Annotated in this window: 20 protein-coding genes; 8 read left to right on the forward strand and 12 right to left on the reverse strand. The window is 65.7% G+C overall.

All coding sequences use genetic code 11. The annotated features are described in order from the left end of the window. A partial coding sequence (gene pip, locus HUK82_RS08315) for a prolyl aminopeptidase (RefSeq protein WP_176613526.1) occupies positions 1-887 on the reverse strand: 887 nt, incomplete at its 3' end. Positions 888-946: 59 nt separating this feature from the next. Between pip and HUK82_RS08320 the strand changes: the two genes are divergently transcribed. Next, positions 947-1,408, forward strand: coding sequence for a DUF423 domain-containing protein (locus HUK82_RS08320; protein WP_246495128.1), 462 nt, complete (start codon positions 947-949; stop codon positions 1,406-1,408). Then, positions 1,405-2,349 (forward strand): SAM-dependent methyltransferase, encoded by a 945-nt coding sequence (locus tag HUK82_RS08325; protein WP_176613527.1) that lies wholly within the window; start codon positions 1,405-1,407, stop codon positions 2,347-2,349. Before HUK82_RS08320 ends, HUK82_RS08325 begins: the two co-directional genes overlap by 4 nt. Positions 2,350-2,394: 45 nt before the next feature. Here HUK82_RS08325 and HUK82_RS08330 read toward each other — a convergent pair whose 3' ends face one another. Both HUK82_RS08330 and HUK82_RS08335 read right to left on the reverse strand, forming a co-directional pair. Beyond that, a complete protein-coding gene (locus tag HUK82_RS08330) occupies positions 2,395-3,753 on the reverse strand; it encodes a glycosyltransferase family protein (RefSeq protein ID WP_176613528.1) in 1,359 nt (452 codons plus the stop codon). 88 nt (positions 3,754-3,841) lie between these two features. After that, entirely contained in the window at positions 3,842-4,150 is a 309-nt protein-coding gene (locus tag HUK82_RS08335; RefSeq protein ID WP_264802253.1) for a hypothetical protein, read from the reverse strand. Between the two features lie 104 nt (positions 4,151-4,254). Here HUK82_RS08335 and HUK82_RS08340 point away from each other — a divergent pair, with 104 nt between their 5' ends. Further along, entirely contained in the window at positions 4,255-4,764 is a 510-nt protein-coding gene (locus tag HUK82_RS08340) for a thioredoxin family protein (protein WP_176613530.1), read from the forward strand. A 12-nt stretch (positions 4,765-4,776) separates the two neighbouring features. On the opposite strand, the gene HUK82_RS08345 is transcribed toward HUK82_RS08340, so the two are convergent. Continuing rightward, positions 4,777-6,450 (reverse strand): M3 family oligoendopeptidase, encoded by a 1,674-nt coding sequence (locus HUK82_RS08345; protein ID WP_176613531.1) that lies wholly within the window; start codon positions 6,448-6,450, stop codon positions 4,777-4,779. 141 nt (positions 6,451-6,591) lie between these two features. Between HUK82_RS08345 and HUK82_RS08350 the strand changes: the two genes are divergently transcribed. After that, positions 6,592-7,119 carry a cupin domain-containing protein gene (locus tag HUK82_RS08350; protein WP_176613532.1) on the forward strand — a complete coding sequence of 176 codons (528 nt, stop codon included), beginning with the start codon at positions 6,592-6,594 and terminating at the stop codon, positions 7,117-7,119. Between the two features lie 25 nt (positions 7,120-7,144). Here the strand turns inward: HUK82_RS08350 and HUK82_RS08355 are convergent, their stop codons facing one another. The 3 genes from HUK82_RS08355 to gluQRS all read right to left on the reverse strand — a co-directional run bounded on the left by HUK82_RS08355 (position 7,145) and on the right by gluQRS (position 10,568). Beyond that, positions 7,145-8,347, reverse strand: coding sequence for a pyridoxal phosphate-dependent aminotransferase (locus HUK82_RS08355; RefSeq protein WP_176613533.1), 1,203 nt, complete (start codon positions 8,345-8,347; stop codon positions 7,145-7,147). A gap of 13 nt (positions 8,348-8,360) precedes the next feature. After that, positions 8,361-9,563, reverse strand: coding sequence for a pyridoxal phosphate-dependent aminotransferase (locus tag HUK82_RS08360; protein WP_176613543.1), 1,203 nt, complete (start codon positions 9,561-9,563; stop codon positions 8,361-8,363). Positions 9,564-9,683: 120 nt separating this feature from the next. Continuing rightward, positions 9,684-10,568, reverse strand: coding sequence for a tRNA glutamyl-Q(34) synthetase GluQRS (gene gluQRS, locus HUK82_RS08365; RefSeq protein ID WP_176613534.1), 885 nt, complete (start codon positions 10,566-10,568; stop codon positions 9,684-9,686). A 168-nt stretch (positions 10,569-10,736) separates the two neighbouring features. Here gluQRS and HUK82_RS08370 point away from each other — a divergent pair, with 168 nt between their 5' ends. Continuing rightward, positions 10,737-11,303 (forward strand): HNH endonuclease, encoded by a 567-nt coding sequence (locus HUK82_RS08370; protein ID WP_176613535.1) that lies wholly within the window; start codon positions 10,737-10,739, stop codon positions 11,301-11,303. Positions 11,304-11,309: 6 nt separating this feature from the next. Here HUK82_RS08370 and HUK82_RS08375 read toward each other — a convergent pair whose 3' ends face one another. The 3 genes from HUK82_RS08375 to HUK82_RS08385 all read right to left on the reverse strand — a co-directional run bounded on the left by HUK82_RS08375 (position 11,310) and on the right by HUK82_RS08385 (position 13,680). Continuing rightward, positions 11,310-11,585: a hypothetical protein gene (locus HUK82_RS08375; RefSeq protein WP_373318289.1), complete on the reverse strand. Its 276-nt coding sequence runs from the start codon at positions 11,583-11,585 to the stop codon at positions 11,310-11,312. A 131-nt stretch (positions 11,586-11,716) separates the two neighbouring features. Further along, the gene (locus tag HUK82_RS08380) at positions 11,717-13,075 is read right to left on the reverse strand and encodes a peptide MFS transporter (RefSeq protein ID WP_176613536.1); all 1,359 of its coding nucleotides are present in this window, start codon (positions 13,073-13,075) and stop codon (positions 11,717-11,719) included. Beyond that, positions 13,072-13,680 carry a GNAT family N-acetyltransferase gene (locus HUK82_RS08385; protein WP_264802252.1) on the reverse strand — a complete coding sequence of 203 codons (609 nt, stop codon included), beginning with the start codon at positions 13,678-13,680 and terminating at the stop codon, positions 13,072-13,074. The genes HUK82_RS08380 and HUK82_RS08385 overlap by 4 nt, the downstream gene beginning before the upstream one ends. 100 nt (positions 13,681-13,780) lie before the next feature. Here HUK82_RS08385 and HUK82_RS08390 point away from each other — a divergent pair, with 100 nt between their 5' ends. Further along, positions 13,781-14,746, forward strand: coding sequence for an aspartyl protease family protein (locus HUK82_RS08390; protein ID WP_176613538.1), 966 nt, complete (start codon positions 13,781-13,783; stop codon positions 14,744-14,746). Positions 14,747-15,026: 280 nt separating this feature from the next. On the opposite strand, the gene HUK82_RS08395 is transcribed toward HUK82_RS08390, so the two are convergent. Together HUK82_RS08395 and HUK82_RS08400 are read right to left on the reverse strand one after the other, a co-directional pair. Further along, positions 15,027-15,569, reverse strand: coding sequence for a carboxymuconolactone decarboxylase family protein (locus HUK82_RS08395; RefSeq protein ID WP_176613539.1), 543 nt, complete (start codon positions 15,567-15,569; stop codon positions 15,027-15,029). Positions 15,570-15,668: 99 nt separating this feature from the next. Then, positions 15,669-16,211: a peroxiredoxin gene (locus tag HUK82_RS08400; protein WP_176613540.1), complete on the reverse strand. Its 543-nt coding sequence runs from the start codon at positions 16,209-16,211 to the stop codon at positions 15,669-15,671. A gap of 161 nt (positions 16,212-16,372) precedes the next feature. Between HUK82_RS08400 and HUK82_RS08405 the strand changes: the two genes are divergently transcribed. Then, complete coding sequence (locus HUK82_RS08405; RefSeq protein ID WP_176613541.1) at positions 16,373-17,317, forward strand: hydrogen peroxide-inducible genes activator; 945 nt, start codon at positions 16,373-16,375, stop codon at positions 17,315-17,317. 113 nt (positions 17,318-17,430) lie between these two features. Continuing rightward, positions 17,431-17,556, forward strand: a complete 126-nt coding sequence (gene ykgO / locus HUK82_RS08410; protein WP_012223099.1) for a type B 50S ribosomal protein L36 — start codon at positions 17,431-17,433, stop codon at positions 17,554-17,556. Positions 17,557-17,708: the final 152 nt, after the last annotated feature.

The following is a 17,708-nucleotide window of genomic DNA, read 5'->3' on the forward strand; positions in this document are numbered from 1 at the left end:
GAATGGCCCGCGCCCGCCACCATGCGCAGGCGCGCCGCCGGCCACACGCGCGACAACGCCCAGGCCGAGGCCGGTGGGCAGACCATGTCATACCGGCCCTGCACGATCACACCGGGTATCGCGGCGATCGTCTTCGTGCCGGACAACAGCCCGTCAGGCGGCAGAAACATCGCGTTTCGAAAATAGTGTGCCTCGATTCGCGCCAGCGCCAGCAATGTTTCGGGACGCGCGCTTTCCGTCACCAGTTGCCGCGGCGGCAGGAGCGTCGAACAGCGGGCTTCGTACTGACACCACGCATGCGCGGCCGGTCGGTGAACCCTGGGATCGGGATCGAACAGGCGCGCATGGTAGCTGCCCAGAATGTCGCTCCGCTCCGCCGGGCGCAGATGGCCGACAAAATCCGCGTGAGCGTCGGGGAAGATCGCCCTGATACCTCCGAAAAACCACTCGATCTCCTGCGGGCGCCCCAGAAACACGCCGCGCAGGACCATGGCGGTGACGCGTCCGGGATGCGCCTGGGCGTAGGCAAGGGCCAGCGTCGACCCCCACGATCCGCCAAACAGGACCCACTGCGCGATACCAAGGCTGACGCGCAGTTTTTCGATATCGTCGATCAGGTGCGCCGTCGTGTTGGCTTCGGTCATGCCCAGTGGCCGGGACCGTCCCGCGCCACGCTGGTCGAACAACACCACCTGCCACGCCTGGGGGTCGAAGAAGCGCCGGTGCACCGCCCCGCATCCCGCACCCGGACCACCATGGAGAAACAGCACGGGCGGCGCGGCCGGATTGCCGACCGTCTCCCAATACAGGCTGTGGCCGTCGCCGACGTCCAGAAAGCCGTCGCGAAAGGGCTCGATGCCGGGATACAGGTCGGAAGCCGCAAACATGGAGTCATGTGTAACCCGCTCAGCGGTCGAACGGAACGCCCGGCCGGCGTATCGGCGCGATGACGTCACGGGATGCGCGCGCGGCCGAAATCGGCTACTGCGTCGGCATGATGCCTGCCTTCCAAACCAGTCATGCCGCGCGTGCCCTACGCCCCGGCCCTGCCCCATGGGCCGCGCTTGGGGCGATCCTTGCCTGTCTGGGCGTGATTTTCGGTGCTCTGGTCGCACACCTTCCGGACCGCATGTTCGTCGGCGCTGGCCGCGCGATGGCCCAGAGTGCGGTCGCCATGCAGATGTGGCACGCGCTGGCGCTGCTCGTACTCGGCATCAGCGGCCGCGCCCCCAGGCTGTGCGCCGGACTTGCTGTCGGCACGGTCCTGTTCTGCGCTCCCGTATACTACACCGCCCTGACGGGCCATCATCCGGGCCCGATCGCGCCGACCGGTGGCGTACTTCTGATCGCCAGCTGGGCGGCTTTGGCCGTCGTCTTCCTGCGCGCCAAGCGCCCCGAGCCGTCATGACCCAGACCTATCAACACAACGCTGGGGAGGTCAGGGCCGCCTATCTGGCGCCCGAAGGGCTGGAAGCTGTGCTGGAGGCCGAACTGGCGCGCGCAGGCGTGCCTGTTACGGCCTGGCATGGTCGGCTCGCGCTGTCCGGACTTCCGCCGATCGATGCGCGATGGGCGCTCGATATCTGGACCGACCCCGTCGTTCAAACCGTCACCTCGATCGGTGACGCGGCACGCCAGTTGCGCGACGTCCAGCGCAACTGGGGTCTGTATGCCCCGTCCCTGCACCGTCGCTGCGCCCTGATCGCCGAACGGCTGCCGCGCCTTGTGCCGCGCCCGCTCGTCTTTCCGGCCGCGTGTCCGACCGGGCATCTGGGAGCATGGACGCTGCTGGATAACGACACGCTGCTGTTATCACCGACAAAGACCAGCGCATTCGTCAACGGCGACGTTCCATTCGTCGAAGATCGCGTGGGGCCTCCCTCCCGGGCCTATCTCAAACTGTGGGAGGCCCTCACGCTGTTCGGCCGACATCCGACCGCCGCCGAGACCTGTCTCGACCTCGGCGCGGCACCCGGCGGCTGGACCTGGGTATTGGCGCAGTGTGGCGCCAAGGTGATTGCCTTTGACCGCGCGCCACTCGATCCGGCACTGATGACACACCCGAGGGTCGAGTGGCGGCAGGAAAGCGCATTCGGGCTGGACCCGCAGTCGCTCCCCCCGGTCGACTGGCTGTGTTCGGACATCATCGCGTATCCGCCACGCCTGCTTGCCCTCACGCAACGCTGGATCGCGTCGGGACGCGTGCGGTTCATCGTGCTGACTATCAAGTTTCAGGGCGAGACGGATTTCGACACAGCCGATGCTTTTGCCGCGATACCCGGCAGTCGGGTCGTGCACCTGTCCCACAACAAGCACGAATTGACATTTCTGTGGAGCGCGGACGCCTGATCCGATTGCTGCGAAAGCGCACCGGCTTGGCAACCCGGAGACATGTCAGTCCCGCACCTGCGAGTTTTCCCGAAGCCATGTAATATACTGGGCCATGTCTCGCGCTTTGTGATGCGTGTTCCAGAAGTGTACGAAGCCCTTCTGCGCTGGCTTCTGCTCCGGAAAGTCCGAATAGCCGACCTGAGTATGCTCGGTGACCGGCGAAGGCGAGAAATCGCCCAGTTTGTAAAGAACGTAGTTCAGGACGCTTTGATCAAAATAGGGGTGATCACGTCGGCCATGCTCCGCCGCATAGTTGACCAGCGTGCGAAAGGCCGCCGCAAGCGACGCGCCGTGATCGTCCAGGTTCGGGACCAGCAGGATCCCGGAGTTAAACCCGTGGCGGTCGTCACTACGGAACGAATCCTGCCTGTATAACCAGGCACCGACCGAGTCCGAGTTCTTAAAGTCTGTGTGTTCCTCGACCTGAGCACTACAGAAACGGGCGTGCGCGCCCTTGATCAGAATTGGAGCAAGAGGCCTGTCGAAAACGATGTCAGCGTCCGTGTACACGATAGGCTGATACTGCCGAAGATGGTCCGTAGCGAAAAGAGACAGACGCGCCCCGAGGAAATCAGCCGAATCATGGCCGTCCATCGGAACGACATGCAGCCGGTCGGCAATCTTGGGGTCTGCAAGACTGCGCAGATGCCCTTCGGGCAGGTCGCTGATAACGATGACATCGCCGTCGTAGTGAGCCAGCGACGCGAGACTTTCCGTGCTGACCTGAAACTCACGCAGAACGCGGCCGTAGCCGAACAGAACGAACACTATCGCCGGGTTGATCAGAACCGCTTTATTGGGTTTCCAGCCGTCGAAGAAGATAAAGGACTTTGGAATAGTCGACGTCCGCGACATCTTATCGAGGATCGCGTCAAGATCGACACGGTATTCCCCGAGTGCAAGATGAGAGAACGTGGACCGGCGCGCGGAGAACGACAGCGTAGTTTCGGCCTGATTAACCGACCATTTCATATCGATCAGGCGACAGAGCAGGCCTGCAATGTGAACCGGGATCAGTCGAAACGTCTCCCATAGTGACGGCTCCTGCTCGACAAACGACGCAAAGTAGCTCGGATCCGCACGAAGAACCTTTGCGCCGCGCCGTATATGGTATCCCGTATACAGCGGGACGGGGACAAGATCGAAAAAACCTGTGGGAATGGCACGCCCAAACTGTTCGGTATCGAAGTCAAACCAGGATCGGCTCGTATCCGCCGTGCGAAAGGAGTGCTGGTCACCGGCCCGCTCCACGCAGACCAGGGTATCGACTGATAACGATGTGCCCGGATGGCGAAGCACGAGCCGGTTCTGCTCGACCGTCAGCAGCCGGAAATCATGGGTCAGAATTGCGTACGTCGTCATGGAGTCCACTCTTGGCGCGGGCCGCGCGCAACCTGCGCCCTGGCAGCGCGAGTGTCTCACAGCGACCCCGTGCGGGCAACGCGCCTGTTCAGGGTCGTGTCATCAGACGACGCACGCACCAGCTCCCGCCCTGCACCAGAACGAGCGCCGTCACGAAGCACACGACGACGATACCCACCAAAATCATCTGCTCCCGGCTCTGGCCACTGTCAGCACCGAACACGCCGTACAAGGACTGCCAGGTCTGGGTGGAGGCCACCCGATTGACCGCGTGGGCAAGCGGCGGCCAAAGGCGCACGACCACCATCAGCGCGACCGTCAATCCGACCAGAAGCGCCGTCTTGCCGAGTGTGGCGGGGATGCTGCCGTTCCCGTCGCCGGTGGCCGGTCCGGACACATCGCCTCTTGCTTTCGTTTTTCTCATCGCTATATCGTTCAATGATAAATTAACAGTAAATTACCGTATAATTATAGCCCATCTCGCCTGGAAGTGCCCTTAAAATGAAATTTCGCTACCTGCCTGCCGCTCTGGCCCTCGGTCTTCTCGCGACGGCGCCCGTCACTGCCTATGCCGCAACACCCGCCCCCGTCGTGGGCGACCCCCATCCGGCCGCGGTCGCAGCGCCCTATCCGGCCATCGATAACGGCCCGACCGCCTTTCAGGCGGCCCTCGCCCGCTCGAAGCAGTCCGGCAAACCGGTGCTCGCCGATTTCGGCGGCAACTGGTGCCCGGACTGCCGCCTGCTGGCCGGCACGTTCGAGCTACCGGCGGTGCAGGACTGGTTGTCGAAGAACTTTGAGGTCGTGTCGATCAATGTCGGCCATTTCGACGCGAACATGGATCTGGCCCAGTCCCATGGCGTGAAGATCACCGCGGTCCCCACGGTGCTGATCATCACGCCGGATGGTCGCACCCTCAACCCCGACGGCGCCCGCGAACTGGGGCATGCGCGCGCGATGTCGTCCCAGGCCGTGGTCGACCTGATCGCCGGCTGGGCCGGACGCAGCTGATCACGACGGCCCTCAGTCCAGCAAAAGCCGCTCGGCCTCGCGCACCACTTCAGCCAGCGCGCCGGCCGAGAACGGCGATACCAGACCCGCTTCATCTACCAGCGCCGTGAAGGGCTTTGAGCCGCCTTTGGCACACAGTTCGACGTAGGCGTCGAGCGTGCCTTGCGGATCCATCCGGCTCTGCAACCAGAACTGCATCGCACAGCACAGCGCCAGCGTGTAATCGATGTAGTAGAACGGCGAGCGGTAGATGTGCATCTGAGCCTGCCAGCGTCCGCCCTTGGCCGGCCATGCCAGATCGCCGTAGTCCCGCCACGGCAGGTAGATCTTCTCCAGCGCGCGCCATGTCTCGTGACGTTCCGCGGGTGTCATGTCCGGCTGGGCATAGACCTCATGCTGGAAGTGATCGACGCAGGCGCCATACGGCAGGAACGATAACGAATCGATCAGGTGCATGCGCCGGAATCGGTCGGCCGCACCCTCCTCCACCATCAACTCCATGTGCGGCCAGGTGAGGAATTCCAGCCCCATGGAGTTGATCTCGGCGGCTTCCATCGTTGGCCAGAGCACGTCGATCCCGGGCTGTTCACGGCTTTTGTAATTCTGATAGGCATGGCCCATCTCGTGCGTGAAGACGCTGATATCGTTATGCGTGCCGTTGAAATTGGCGAAAATGAACGGCATGCCGACATCGGGGAACGACGTGCAGAAACCACCCCCCGCCTTGCCGGGCCGGTTGCGCAGATCGAGATAGCCGCCCGCGTTCATCTGCGCGAAGAACGGCCCCAGATCGCCGCCCATCGCATCGAACATCTGCTGCGCGCGCGCGACCAGCAGGTCGTGATCCCCGGCGGGACGCGGATTGCCCTTTGGATCGATCAGCCCTTCGTCCCATGAGCGGAGCCTGTCCCACCCCATCGCCAGACGCCGGTGTTCGAGCAGAACTTTCACCAGCGGCACGACATAGGTCACGATCTTGTCGCGAAAGCGCGACACCTCCTCGGGGCCGTAATCGACACGCCGCATGCGGCGATAGCCAAGCTGCGTATAGGTGTCGAAGCCCAGCGTGCGCGCCATCTCGTGGCGCAGTTTCACCAGCCGATCATACAGCGCATCGAGCGTCTCGCCATGGGTCTCGAAAAACGCCCAGCGCGCCTGCTCGGCGGCATGGCGCTTGTTACGGTCGAGGCTCTCGGCATACGGCGCAAGGCCCGAGAGGTTGACCGTCCGGCCGTCGATATCGATCTTCGCCGAGGCCAGAAGAGCGGTGTACTCGCCCGATAGCCGTGCTTCCTCCTCCAGCATCGGCGCGATGCGGGGATCGAAGGTGGTAATGTCGCAGGCCCATAGCGCGGCCGTATGCGCGCCCACGTCCCGCTCGAGCTCATCGCGCAGGGAGGGGTCAAGCAGGCGGCGTTTGACGTCGACCTCGTGCCCCGTGGCAACCGGCGTCAGGGCGTCGGCGTAATCCCGTTCGGCCTTTGCAGCGTCACTGGTCGTGTCCTGCGAAAAGCGCAGATGCACCAACGACGCCCAGCTTTCGTAGTGACGACGCACCGCGTCGAACGCCGCGATGGCCTGCCGACGACGCCCTTCGTCCAGCGAGGCATGAATGGTGGCATACGCCTCGGCGAGGGACTCGCGCGTCGGGCGGGGAAAGTCGAGTGCGGCGAAATTCTGGATCATGGCGACACTGTGCCATCGCCGGGGTCGCTTCGTCCATGGATCGTGGGAGTGGCGACATTCGAGATGTCATTTCGATAATGACATGGACTTTCCGCCCGGTGCGGCGTTGGACCCACACACCCCCCGATCGAGGATGTCCGGATGTCCCGCGCCACCGCCATTTTTCTGGCCGCCACCGTGCCCGCACTGGCAGCGCTCTCGGCCGTGGCGCAGCCCTCACCGCCGCAACGCGCCTACCATCACCTGTGGACCGACGACCAGGGCGTGAGCCACATCGCGACCTGCCCGGTGGAACATTTTTTCCTCAAATCGATGTCGCCGCCGGCCGGCCCGCAATGGCAGGACCCCATGCCGCAGCAAACGGCGACGGTCATGCTGACGGTGCAGCCCGCGCACTGGAACGGCGACTGGCACCCGGACCCCAAGCCACAATGGGTCGTGCCCTTGCAGGGGCGCTGGTACGTGCGGGCCATGGACGGCACACGGGTGGAGATGGGCCCGGGCGACATCCTGTTCGGCGAAGACCAGAACGTGCGACCGATGCCCGATGGTCCCTACAAGGGCAAGAAAGGCCACGATGCCGGCAATGTCGGCGATGACCCGGTGACGCTGATGGTCATCCAGTCCGCCAATCCCCCCACGATCGGGCGCCCCTGTCCCTTCCACTGATCGGGCACAGCGCGTCGGCGCAGGCTCAGGCGATGGCCGCGACGAAGGCGGCGATCCGGTCGCATGCGCGCGACAGGGTGTCGTCATCCGTGGCGCAGGACAGACGCAGATACGGCGACAGGCCGAACGCGGCGCCGTGCACGGTCGACACGCCCTGTTCCTCCAGCAGTGCCAGCGCCACGTCCTCGTCGCCCAGCAGCCGCTTTCCCCCGCCGGACGTCCGGCCCAGCAACCCAGCCACCCCCGGATAGGCATAGAACGCACCGTCGGGCATCGCACAGGTCAGGCCCGGAATGGCGCGCAGGCGCCCCACCACGGCGTCGCGCCGCCGTTCATACGTCGCGCGCATGTCGGCGATCACGTCGGCCGGTCCATCCAGCGCCGCCGCCGCGGCCGCCTGCGCCACCGAACACACGCCCGAGGTCGCGTTACCCTGAACCCCCACCATCGCCTTGATGAGGGGCGCGGGACCGCCCGCGAACCCGACACGCCAGCCTGTCATCGCATAGGCCTTCGACACGCCGTTCAGGGTCAGGACCCGGTCGCGCAGATCCGGTGCCACAGCCGCCAGCGACGCATGCGACAGGCCGCCGAACGTCAGATGTTCATAGATCTCGTCGGACAGGATCCAGACATCGGGGTGTCGGCGCAGAACGTCTGCGATCGCGGCGAGGTCATCCGCGTCGCAGATCGCGCCGGTCGGGTTGTTGGGGAAATTCAGCACCAGCCATTTGGTACGCGGCGTGATCGCGGCCTCCAGAGCGTCGGCCCGCAGGCGGAAACCGTCCTCCTCGCGGCAGACGACCTCCACCGGCACGCCACCGAACCCGCGCGCGATCAGCGGATAGGACACCCAGTATGGCGCCGGGACCAGCACCTCGTCACCCGGATTGATCGTCGCCATGAAGGCGTTGAAGATCACCTGCTTGCCGCCGTTGCTGACGATGATCTCGTTCGGCGCGAACGTCAGCGCGTTGTCGCGCGCGAACTTGCGCGCGATCGCGGCCTTCAGGGCCGGTGTCCCGTCCACGGGCGGGTATTTCGTCTGCCCGTCGAGGGCGGCCTGATAGGCGGCGTCGATCACCGCGCGCGGGGTCGCGAAATCCGGCTCCCCCAGCGCCAGCGATATGATGTCACGCCCTTCCGCGCGCAGGGCACGGGCCCGCACGGCCATCGCGATGGTGGCGGGCGCCGGAAGGCCGGAGAGGCGCTCAGCGAAACCGGGCATCGTCCATCCGTCCTTATCGCAGGCCCGCGCAGAACCGCTGGATGCGCGCGCACGCCTCGCGCAGGCTCTCGGTGTCCGTGGCGTAGGAAATGCGGAAATGCCCCGGGAACATGAAGGCGGACCCATGCACCGCCGCCACGCCCTGCGCATCCAGCAATGCCGTGACGAAGGCTTCGTCGTCCGTGATCGTGACGCCCGTGTCCGTGGTCTTGCCGATGCAGCCTTCCAGGGACGGGAAAACGTAGAACGCGCCCTCGGGGCGCATGCAGGTCAGGCCGGATGCCTGGTTGAGCATCGACACCACCAGATCGCGCCGTTCCTGGTATGCCGTCACCATCATGTCGATCGAGTCCTGCGGACCCGAGACCGCGGCCAGCGCGGCCGCCTGGCTGATGGACGAGGTCGAGGACGTCGACTGGCTCTGCAACGTGTTCATCGCGGTGATCAGGCGCTTCGGCGCCCCGGCGTAGCCGATACGCCAACCCGTCATCGCATAGGCCTTGGACACGCCGTTCATCGTCACGGTACGGTCGCGCAGGCGCGGCTCCACCTGCACGACGGTCGCGGGACGGAATCCGTCATAGACCAGCTTGTCGTAGATATCGTCGGTAAAGACCCAGACGTCGGGGTGGCGCAGCAGCACATCGCACAGTCCGCGCAGATCCTCGGCCGAATAGGCGGCCCCCGTGGGGTTGTTGGGCGAATTGAGCATCAGCCACTTCGTGCGCGGGGTGATCGCGGCCTCGAGCGCAGCAGGTGTCAGTTTGAAACCGTCCTGCGGGCCGCACGGCACGATCACCGGCTTGCCGTCGGCCAGAGCCACGATATCGGGATAGGAGACCCAGCACGGGGACGGAATGATGACCTCATCCCCCGGATCGAGCGTGGCGAGCATGGCGTTGAAAATCACCTGCTTGCCACCGGTCGAAACGATGATCTCGTCGGGTGCGTACTCCACGCCTGAATCCGCGCGAAACCGCTCCGCCACGGCGCGGCGCAGCGCCAGAGTGCCCGGCACGTCGGTGTATTTCGTATCGCCGGCCTCGATCGCCTTGATCGCCGCGGCCTTGATGTGCGCGGGCGTATCGAAATCGGGCTCACCCGCCGAGAGGCTGATGATGTCGCGCCCCTCGGCCTTGAGCGCACGCGCTTTCGTCGAAATCGCGATCGTCTGGCTCGGGCTTACTCGGGAGAGGCGTGCGGCGATGATGTCCATGGGGGCGTCGTCCATAACAGGCAGGAACCGGGCCGTGAGACCGTTCCGGCCCGGAGACGGCACGCACCCTAGCCTTGCCCGCAGCCCGAGGAAACTCCCAATCTGTGTGTCCGCACCGTCTTATCCGCACCCGATCAGACTCAGCGCCTGCTCGGCCACCACGCGCGGATCGCAACCGTCGCGCCGCAACGTGCCGATCCCCAGCGCACCGTCGCGCTTGGCCAGCCGCCGCCCCTGCGCGTCGCACGCGAGGGAATGGTGCCAGTATCGCGGCCGGGGCCAGCCCATCAGATCCTGCAGGACACGATGGACCGCCGTCGCGGGACGAAGATCGACGCCACGCGTCACCAGCGTGATCCCCGCCAGCGCGTCGTCATGCGTGACGCACAGATGATAGGACGCCGGAACGTCGCGGCGCGCGAGGACGACGTCACCGAACGCCGCGGCAGCACCCTGCACGCGTCCCACCGCGATCTCCTCCCACGCGGGCTCACCACCCAGCAGGTCGAGCGCGGCCATCATGTCCAGCCGCAGCACATAGGGCGCGCCCGACGCGATCCGCGCCGATCGCACCGGGGCCGACAGGGTCCGACAGGTGCCCGGATACCGGGCCGATCCATCGGGCGCCCGATGCGGGGCGCTCAGCGCGGCCAGTGTATCGGCCACCTGCGCGCGCGAACAGAAGCACGGATACAGAAGCCCGCGCGTTGCCAGGGCCTCCAGCGTGGCGCGGTAGTCCGCCCAGTGCTCGGACTGTCGCCGGACCGGCTCCGCCCAGCGCAGGCCGAGCCAGCGCAGGTCCTCGAACAGGGCGGTCTCGAACGCGGGGCGGCAGCGTTGGGGGTCGATGTCCTCGATCCGCAGCACGAACCGTCCGCCCTCCCCCGCCGCGCGCGCGGCCAGCAGGGCGGACGCCGCATGCCCCAGGTGCAGCGCCCCGGTCGGGCTTGGCGCAAAGCGGGTGATCTGCGACCCGAGACCGGTCAGAGGATGGAGGCATGTCATGAAGTCTTCATCGGAGCCGGCCGCGACGACTCCGGCCCCGTCCTTGCGGCTTGGGGTTGTGTCTGCGATACTGCGCGTGGAACTACCTGACGACGCACACCCAGACGGCGTTTGTTTCAGACTAGAGTGACCGCGCCCGGCAGGCCAGTGCGGCGTCCTTGTGAGAGGATGTCAGCCTTGCCCGACGGCAGTCACTTCCCGGCACTGGTACTCAACGCAGATTTCCGCCCCCTGTCCTATTTTCCGCTATCGCTGTGGTCGTGGCAGGACGCGGTGAAGGCGGTGTTTCTCGACCGCGTGTCGGTGCTGAGCGAGTATGACACACAGGTACGCTCGCCCAGCCAGTCGCTGCGCCTGCCCAGCGTCATCGCCCTGAAAGACTATGTGCCCACGGCACGTCGCCCGGCCTTCACACGCTTCAATGTCTTTCTGCGCGACAATTTCAGCTGCCAGTACTGCCTCGACCGTCTGCCGACGCACGAGCTGACCTTCGATCACGTCATCCCGCGCGCGCGGGGCGGCCGCACGACGTGGGAGAACGTCGTCACCGCATGCAGCCCGTGCAACCTGATGAAGGGCTCGCGCCTGCCGCATGAAATCCACATGCACCCCCGACGGCGCCCCAGCCAGCCCAGCACGTGGGAGTTGCAGGACAACGGACGATCCTTCCCGCCCAACTATCTGCACGAAAGCTGGCGCGACTACCTGTACTGGGACACCGAACTGGAAAGCTGAGCGGCGTCAGCTGCGGTAGGCGTAGTTGTATTCGCGCGCCTGCGCCTGAAGGTCCGGGGCGCCGCGCAGGTCCAGCGGGATGGGCTCGGGGTGTTTGGCCAGACCGACCACATTGTGGCCTGTCATCCGCTGGCAGGTGTTCGCCGCCATCGGGAAGCTCAGCGCCACCCGCGCGCCCATCTGCGCCCGCAGACACGACACGTCGCTGTCGGTCACCTTGCGGCCAAGCTCGTCCGCACAACCGCCCAGAAGGCCCACCGTCGCGGCAAGCATCGTCGCCATAACCGTCTTATGCACCGGATACCACTCTCCCCTTGCGGGGTGTCCACCCCGTCATCGTGCGGCGAACGTGCCACGAAACCGGGCAGCCGAACAGCGCGGACACCGCGACGCATGCCAGCCATCCCCGCCCGTCAGACACGTTCCACAAGCCCGACCCCGCGCACGCTGCGGCCCGCCACGCGATCCAGCACGAGACACAGCGGCGCACCCGCCAGCGTGATCGCCGCCTGCAGCAGCCAGAATTGCCACGGCGCCATCTGCTCGTAAAAATGCGCGATCCAGCCGACGATGTTGTACGCCACGAACAGGGTCAGGAACGCGACCCCCATCAGCGTGGAGCGCAACCGCACCGGCGCCAGTGTCGACACAAGCGCCAGCGTCGTCGGCCATTGCAGGACGAACGACGTGCCCAGCAACGCCGAGCACGCGACACACCACAGCGGATTGACCAGCGCCGATGTCGCACTGGCCCACGCCAGCAGGCACCACGCGGCCCCATTCATCAGAAGCGCCGCCAGAATACGACCGAGTCCCCCCGGCTCCCGCCCCCGACGCGCGCACGCCGCCAGCACGGCCAGAACGACGGGCGAGCCCAGCACCGTGAAGCTCGAATCCAGGCACGAAAACCAGTTGGTGGGGATCACATGGCCGCCGAGGCTGCGGCGCACGTGATGATCGATCCACACGATATACATGTCGCTTAGCTGGTAGAACGTCGCCGAGTAAAACAGTCCGGTCACCAGCACCATCGCCAGCAGCCCCAGATTGCGCCGCTCATCCCCGGTCAGGTGCGCGTGCGTCCGCGCGCGCGGACGTCGGATGTCGGGCGGCAACACACGCCCGCACGCGGCATACAACACCAGCCCCAGCGTCATCACGATGCCCGCCAGCCCGAACCCAGCGTGCCAGCCCCACACCTGCGCGGCGGCCCCGCAGGCCAGCGGCCCGGACAGGGCCCCGGCATTGATCCCGATATTGAACAGGGTAAAGGCCCGCGCGCGGGGGTCGGCCTCGGCCTCCTGATACAGATTGCCGACCTGTGCGGAGATGTTGCCTTTCAGGAAACCGCTGCCGACGATCAGCAGTCCGAGCGCACCGAGAAAACCGGCCGTCGATGCCATCAGCCCATGGCCCGCCGCCATGAACGCCGCCCCCACCAGAACCGCGCGCCGCTGGCCGATCAGGCGATCACCGGCCAGACCGCCCAGGATCGGCGTGAAATATACAAGGCTGGAATACAGGGCCACGACCTCCGCCGCGAAGGCCAGATCGGTCAGCGGGCCCGTCACATGCGACAGCGTGACGCGAAAGCCGGTCAGGCCCACGACCTGTCCCATACCGCCGGGCAGCACCGCATGCAGAAGGTACAGCACCAGCAGCGTCTGCATGCCGTAGAACGAAAAGCGCTCGCACGCCTCGGTCAGCGCCAGCACCAGAACGCCGCGATCGCGCGGGTCGGACAAAAGGCCCACCCCCGAAGCCCGCGTCACGCGCGCGGCCGGTCGAGCTGCCAGCGCAGGTGACTGCGGACGGATGGCCATTCCGATGCCAGAACGCTGTAGACGCACGTGTCGCGCACCGAACCGTCGTTCATGCGCATATGGGCACGCAGGACGCCGTCCAGCTTCGCACCAAGACGCTCGATCGCGCGACGGCTCTGCTGATTGAGAAAATGCGTGCGAAATTCGACGACCGCACAGCCCAGCCCCTCGAACGCGTGGCGCAGGAGAAGAAATTTCGCCTCCGTGTTCAGACCCGTGCGCTGCACGGCAGGCACGTACCAGGTCGAGCCGATCTCCACCCGGGGCACGGCGGCGTCGATATGCATATAGGTGGTCATACCCACGACGGTACCCGACACGTCGAACACCGTGAACGGTATCATCGAGCCCGCTGCCTGCAAGCCCAGACGACGGTCGATCTCGGCCCGCATGGTGTCGGGTGTCGGCACGCTCGTATACCACAACCCGGCGAGAGCCGCGTCCCGGACGGCGTCGACCAGGCCGTCGTGATCGGCGTGCGACAGGGGCGCAAGGCGCACGTGGTGCCCCTCGAGGGTAACAGGCGCAAACGGCGGGGAAAGAGGCGACGCCACGGCGGAACTCCAGTCAGCGGATTGACACATGTTTCACACCCGCACGAAACTGTGCGGAGTCCGAATGATTGTAAATGCCGGGGGTTACGTGAGGCTTCGAATGCGCCGGACGATCGCACGGACGTCGTTGACCGCTCTGGCGCTTCTGACGGGATGCGCGTCCGAACACGGCCGCTGTACCCTGTCCACCATTGGTGACCTGCGCGTGCTCAACGCGTCCCGCTCCCCGATCGTGGAGGCCAAGATCAATGGCCACCCCGTCGCGTTTATCGTCGATTCCGGCGCGGCCGCCTCCATGGTCACGGACACGGCCGCCGAGTCATACGACATGACCGTACTGCCCGGCTGGGTGCATATACGCGGTATCGGCGGCGAAACGACGGTCGGCGGCGCCGTCGCAGAAGAACTCACACTCGGGTCAGCGACGGCGCGTCATGTCGTCTTCTTCACCGACTTTCCCGGCAAGCGGAGGATCGGGACGCTGCCGGTCGCAGGGCTGTTCGGCTCCGATTTTCTTCTGGCTTCGGACGCGATCGTCTTCGACCTGCCGGATCGCAAGATAAACCTGTACCAGACGTCGCATTGTACCCGCGACACCCTCCCCCTGTGGCGCGGCGAAAGTTACGCCGTTCCGATCGATTACGACTATGGCAGCAACAATCACCTGGCGGTACGGATCCGTCTCAATGGACACCCGATCGATGCCATTCTGGACAGTGGGGCCAGCAGCACCGTGATCGCTGAGGATGACGCCCGGGCAGCGGGCGTCACGAGGGCCGAACTGACACAGGACCTAGACGGCACGCTGCACGGAATAGACCCGCATCATCCCAAATCCTTCGCGCATCGCTTCGACAGTCTGGATATCGGCCCGTTTCACTTCAACCGTTACGTCGCCCTTGTCGCCGACACGGAGCGCACCTTGCTAGGTGCGGACTTCCTGCGCACGCATCGCGTCTGGATCGCGCCACGCGACCGCGTGATGTATGTGCAAAGAGTCGCCGACGGCGATCCGCCGACCGTGACGCCGGCGGCGCCGATCAACCCTCCCGCGACCGGGCCGTGACCCCGACGGTGGGCGGACAGGCCGGTGCGTCCATGCCGGCTGACAGGCGGGCCAGCTCCGGCGTTCGTCCAAGAAGCCGACGGCGCGGCCCCCGGCGGGGCGTCCCGTTCAGGCCTCGCTAACCGCGTGGACATCACCGTTCGGCTGTTGACCGGTGACTGTCTCAGCCGCGTCACGACCGGGCAACGCCTACCGCGCCCGGAGGGCGCACACATCGCTTCTGATCGCGGTCGCCGGACGGCGCGACCACCGCGCGCGTCGGCCGGTCACGCCCCCGGCGTCAGGACGCCGGTGTATCGCCCAGGGCCACCGCCGCCTCCAGCGTCACGGCCACCGCGTGCACGGTCGCGGCAATGCGAACCGCCGTCTGCACCTGCTCGGACGACAGGCCGGCTTCACGGACCATCTTCTCGTGGCTTTCGACACACATGCCACAGCCGTTGATGGCCGACACCGCGAGCGACCACAGCTCGAAATCGACCTTTTCGACGCCCGGACGGGCGATCACGTTCATGCGCAGCTTGGCCGGCAGCTTGGCGTAGTCGCCGCCGACCATGTGGACGAAGCGGTAGTAGACATTGTTCATGCCCATGATCGCCGCCGCCGCCTTGGCCGCCGACAGCGCCTCGGCCGACAGCTTGGGCGTGTATTCCGCAACGATGGATTCGATCACGGTCGCATTGCGCGAGGCGATGGCCGAGGCCACGAACGTCCCGGCGAGCTGCTGCTGCGTCAGGCCGATTTCGTTGGCCAGCGAACCAAGATTGAGCTTGAGGTCCTTGGCGTAGTCGGGCAGCGCCGCCTTGAGGGTTTCGATCGACATGTGACCACTCTCCCGGTCTTGAAAAACGGTGTCAGAAACAATACGGCCCGCCACCCCTTCGGGCGACGGGCCGCGTGCAGGCCTGTTCCGAAGAAACGATCAGACCTTCAGGAACTCGTCACCCTTGTTCCAGTTGCACGGGCACAGCTCGTCGCTCTGCAGCGCGTCCACGATGCGCAGGACTTCCTGCGGATTGCGGCCGACGGACAGGTCGTTGACGCTGACATGACGGATGATGCCCTCAGGGTCGACGACGAACGTCGCGCGCAGGGCCACGCCGGCATCGTGGGCCAGAACGCCGCACGCGCTGGACAGCTCGCGCTTGATATCGGCCAGCATCGGGATCTCGAGGGACTTGAGGTCCTCGTGGTGCAGGCGCCAGTTCAGGTGAACGAACTCGCTGTCGATCGACACGCCATAAACCACGGTGTCACGATCGGCGAATTCACCGGCCAGCTTACCGAACGCCACGATTTCGGTCGGGCAGACGAAGGTGAAGTCCTTCGGCCAGAAGAAGACGACCTTCCACTTGCCGGCATTGGACGTGTCGCTGGTCTGCGTGAAGGCACCTTTGAGGCCTTCCGGGCCGCCCGGCACGGTCGCGAGATCGAAGGTGGGAAACTTGTCGCCAACTGTCAGCATAAAAGAGGCCTCCTTGGTTGCATTCTGTCGCGGCCCCGGGGACCGCACGGCACGAGCGGACCGGTGCGTCGGGCCGCGTTCGCTGCCACGCTTGCCTTTATGGCGAGCGGCTCGATATGATGCCAATGAATAATTTACAACGCAGATGATCGAATGGATCGATGATCCCACTCCCCTCCCCGCAGCAGCTCCGCTATCTCATCATGCTGGCCGAGATGCGCCATTTCGGCCGCGCGGCGAAGGCATGTTCCGTGACGCAATCGACGCTGTCGGCCGGGATCCTGGCGCTCGAACGACAGCTCGACGTCAACCTGCTGGACCGCGACGTCGGCAAGCGCGTGATGTTCACCCCGATCGGCGAGGAGATCGCCATTCGCGCCCGGGCCGCGCTGACCGCGCTCGAAGCGGTGGGCGAGGCCGCGCTGACATCGCGTGAGCCGCTGACGGGGCCGCTGCGAATCGGCGTGATCCCCACGATCGGGCCCTTTCTGGTGCCGCGCCTGGTGCCGATGCTGCGCGCGCGCTATCCGCAGATCCGGCTGTCGCTGTATGAGAACCTGACCGAGCGGTTGCTGGAGAAGCTCACGATGGGGCGTCTCGACCTTCTGCTGCTGGCGATGCCCTGTGCGTGCGAAGGCGCCCATACCCAGCCGCTCTGGCGCGACGATTTCCTTCTGGCCGTGCCACGCGACCATCCGCTGGCGTCACGCGCGGAGATTCCGCTGTCGATGATCGAAGCCGAACGCATGATCATGTTGGAAGACGGACACTGCCTGCGCGACCAGACGCTGGATATCTGTCGTCAGGAAGGCGGCTGGTCGCGCACCGACAGCAACGAGGAGTTCACCGCGACATCGCTCTATACGCTGGTGCAGATGGTCGGTCAGGGGCTCGGCGTGGCGTTGCTGCCCCGGCTTGCCGTCGACTCGCGCATCCTGGACGGCACGGAGGTCGTTGCCCGCCCGCTGGCCGGTGCCGCGTCGCGCGTGATCGGACTGGCCTGGCGTCCACGCTCGCCCCGGGTGGATGATTTCACTGCCCTGGGGCGCCTGTTCGGCGGCCTGTCGCCGGTGCCGAGGAACGAGAAACAGCCCCAGCCCGCGTGAAACCGGCCATAAACGGTTGACTCGGGACAAGCGGGAGGATATCCGAACCACCTCGCGGCACGTCGCCGCCATGTTCAATCCCAGCGGCCTGGCCGCCAGATGAGAAACAGGTCATGAAGATCCGCAACAGCCTGAAGTCGGCCAAAGTCCGCGATAAAGACTGCCGCGTCGTGCGTCGTCACGGCAAGGTCTATGTCATCAACAAGAAGAACCCCCGCATGAAGGCGCGTCAGGGCTGACCTGATGCCACTTCCCCGGGGGCCTCTCTTCCGGTTCAAAAACGCGCCCGCACCCTGTGCCTGGGCGCGTTTTTGTTTGTACATCGCGCTGGCCGGGCTCCCGGCCGCGACCGCCGCCACAGGCGCGCCCCTGCCCCACGCGGCGGCACCAT

The organism is Ameyamaea chiangmaiensis, from assembly GCF_013376175.1.
GTDB lineage: Bacteria > Pseudomonadota > Alphaproteobacteria > Acetobacterales > Acetobacteraceae > Ameyamaea > Ameyamaea chiangmaiensis.

Excerpts from the sequence above, each read along its gene's own strand:
- HUK82_RS08370 (WP_176613535.1), top strand. The coding sequence starts at position 10,737 with ATGTCAGCCTTGCCCGACGGCAGTCACTTCCCGGCACTGGTACTCAAC.
- gluQRS (WP_176613534.1), bottom strand. The coding sequence starts at position 10,568 with ATGACATGCCTCCATCCTCTGACCGGTCTCGGGTCGCAGATCACCCGC.
- HUK82_RS08330 (WP_176613528.1), bottom strand. The coding sequence starts at position 3,753 with ATGACGACGTACGCAATTCTGACCCATGATTTCCGGCTGCTGACGGTC.
- HUK82_RS08325 (WP_176613527.1), top strand. The coding sequence starts at position 1,405 with ATGACCCAGACCTATCAACACAACGCTGGGGAGGTCAGGGCCGCCTAT.
- HUK82_RS08400 (WP_176613540.1), bottom strand. The coding sequence starts at position 16,211 with ATGCTGACAGTTGGCGACAAGTTTCCCACCTTCGATCTCGCGACCGTG.
- HUK82_RS08375 (WP_373318289.1), bottom strand. The coding sequence starts at position 11,585 with ATGGCGACGATGCTTGCCGCGACGGTGGGCCTTCTGGGCGGTTGTGCG.
- HUK82_RS08320 (WP_246495128.1), top strand. The coding sequence starts at position 947 with ATGACGTCACGGGATGCGCGCGCGGCCGAAATCGGCTACTGCGTCGGC.
- HUK82_RS08340 (WP_176613530.1), top strand. The coding sequence starts at position 4,255 with ATGAAATTTCGCTACCTGCCTGCCGCTCTGGCCCTCGGTCTTCTCGCG.
- HUK82_RS08395 (WP_176613539.1), bottom strand. The coding sequence starts at position 15,569 with ATGTCGATCGAAACCCTCAAGGCGGCGCTGCCCGACTACGCCAAGGAC.
- HUK82_RS08360 (WP_176613543.1), bottom strand. The coding sequence starts at position 9,563 with ATGGACATCATCGCCGCACGCCTCTCCCGAGTAAGCCCGAGCCAGACG.
- ykgO (WP_012223099.1), top strand. The coding sequence starts at position 17,431 with ATGAAGATCCGCAACAGCCTGAAGTCGGCCAAAGTCCGCGATAAAGAC.
- HUK82_RS08390 (WP_176613538.1), top strand. The coding sequence starts at position 13,781 with ATGCGCCGGACGATCGCACGGACGTCGTTGACCGCTCTGGCGCTTCTG.
- HUK82_RS08405 (WP_176613541.1), top strand. The coding sequence starts at position 16,373 with ATGATCCCACTCCCCTCCCCGCAGCAGCTCCGCTATCTCATCATGCTG.
- HUK82_RS08345 (WP_176613531.1), bottom strand. The coding sequence starts at position 6,450 with ATGATCCAGAATTTCGCCGCACTCGACTTTCCCCGCCCGACGCGCGAG.
- HUK82_RS08350 (WP_176613532.1), top strand. The coding sequence starts at position 6,592 with ATGTCCCGCGCCACCGCCATTTTTCTGGCCGCCACCGTGCCCGCACTG.
- HUK82_RS08355 (WP_176613533.1), bottom strand. The coding sequence starts at position 8,347 with ATGCCCGGTTTCGCTGAGCGCCTCTCCGGCCTTCCGGCGCCCGCCACC.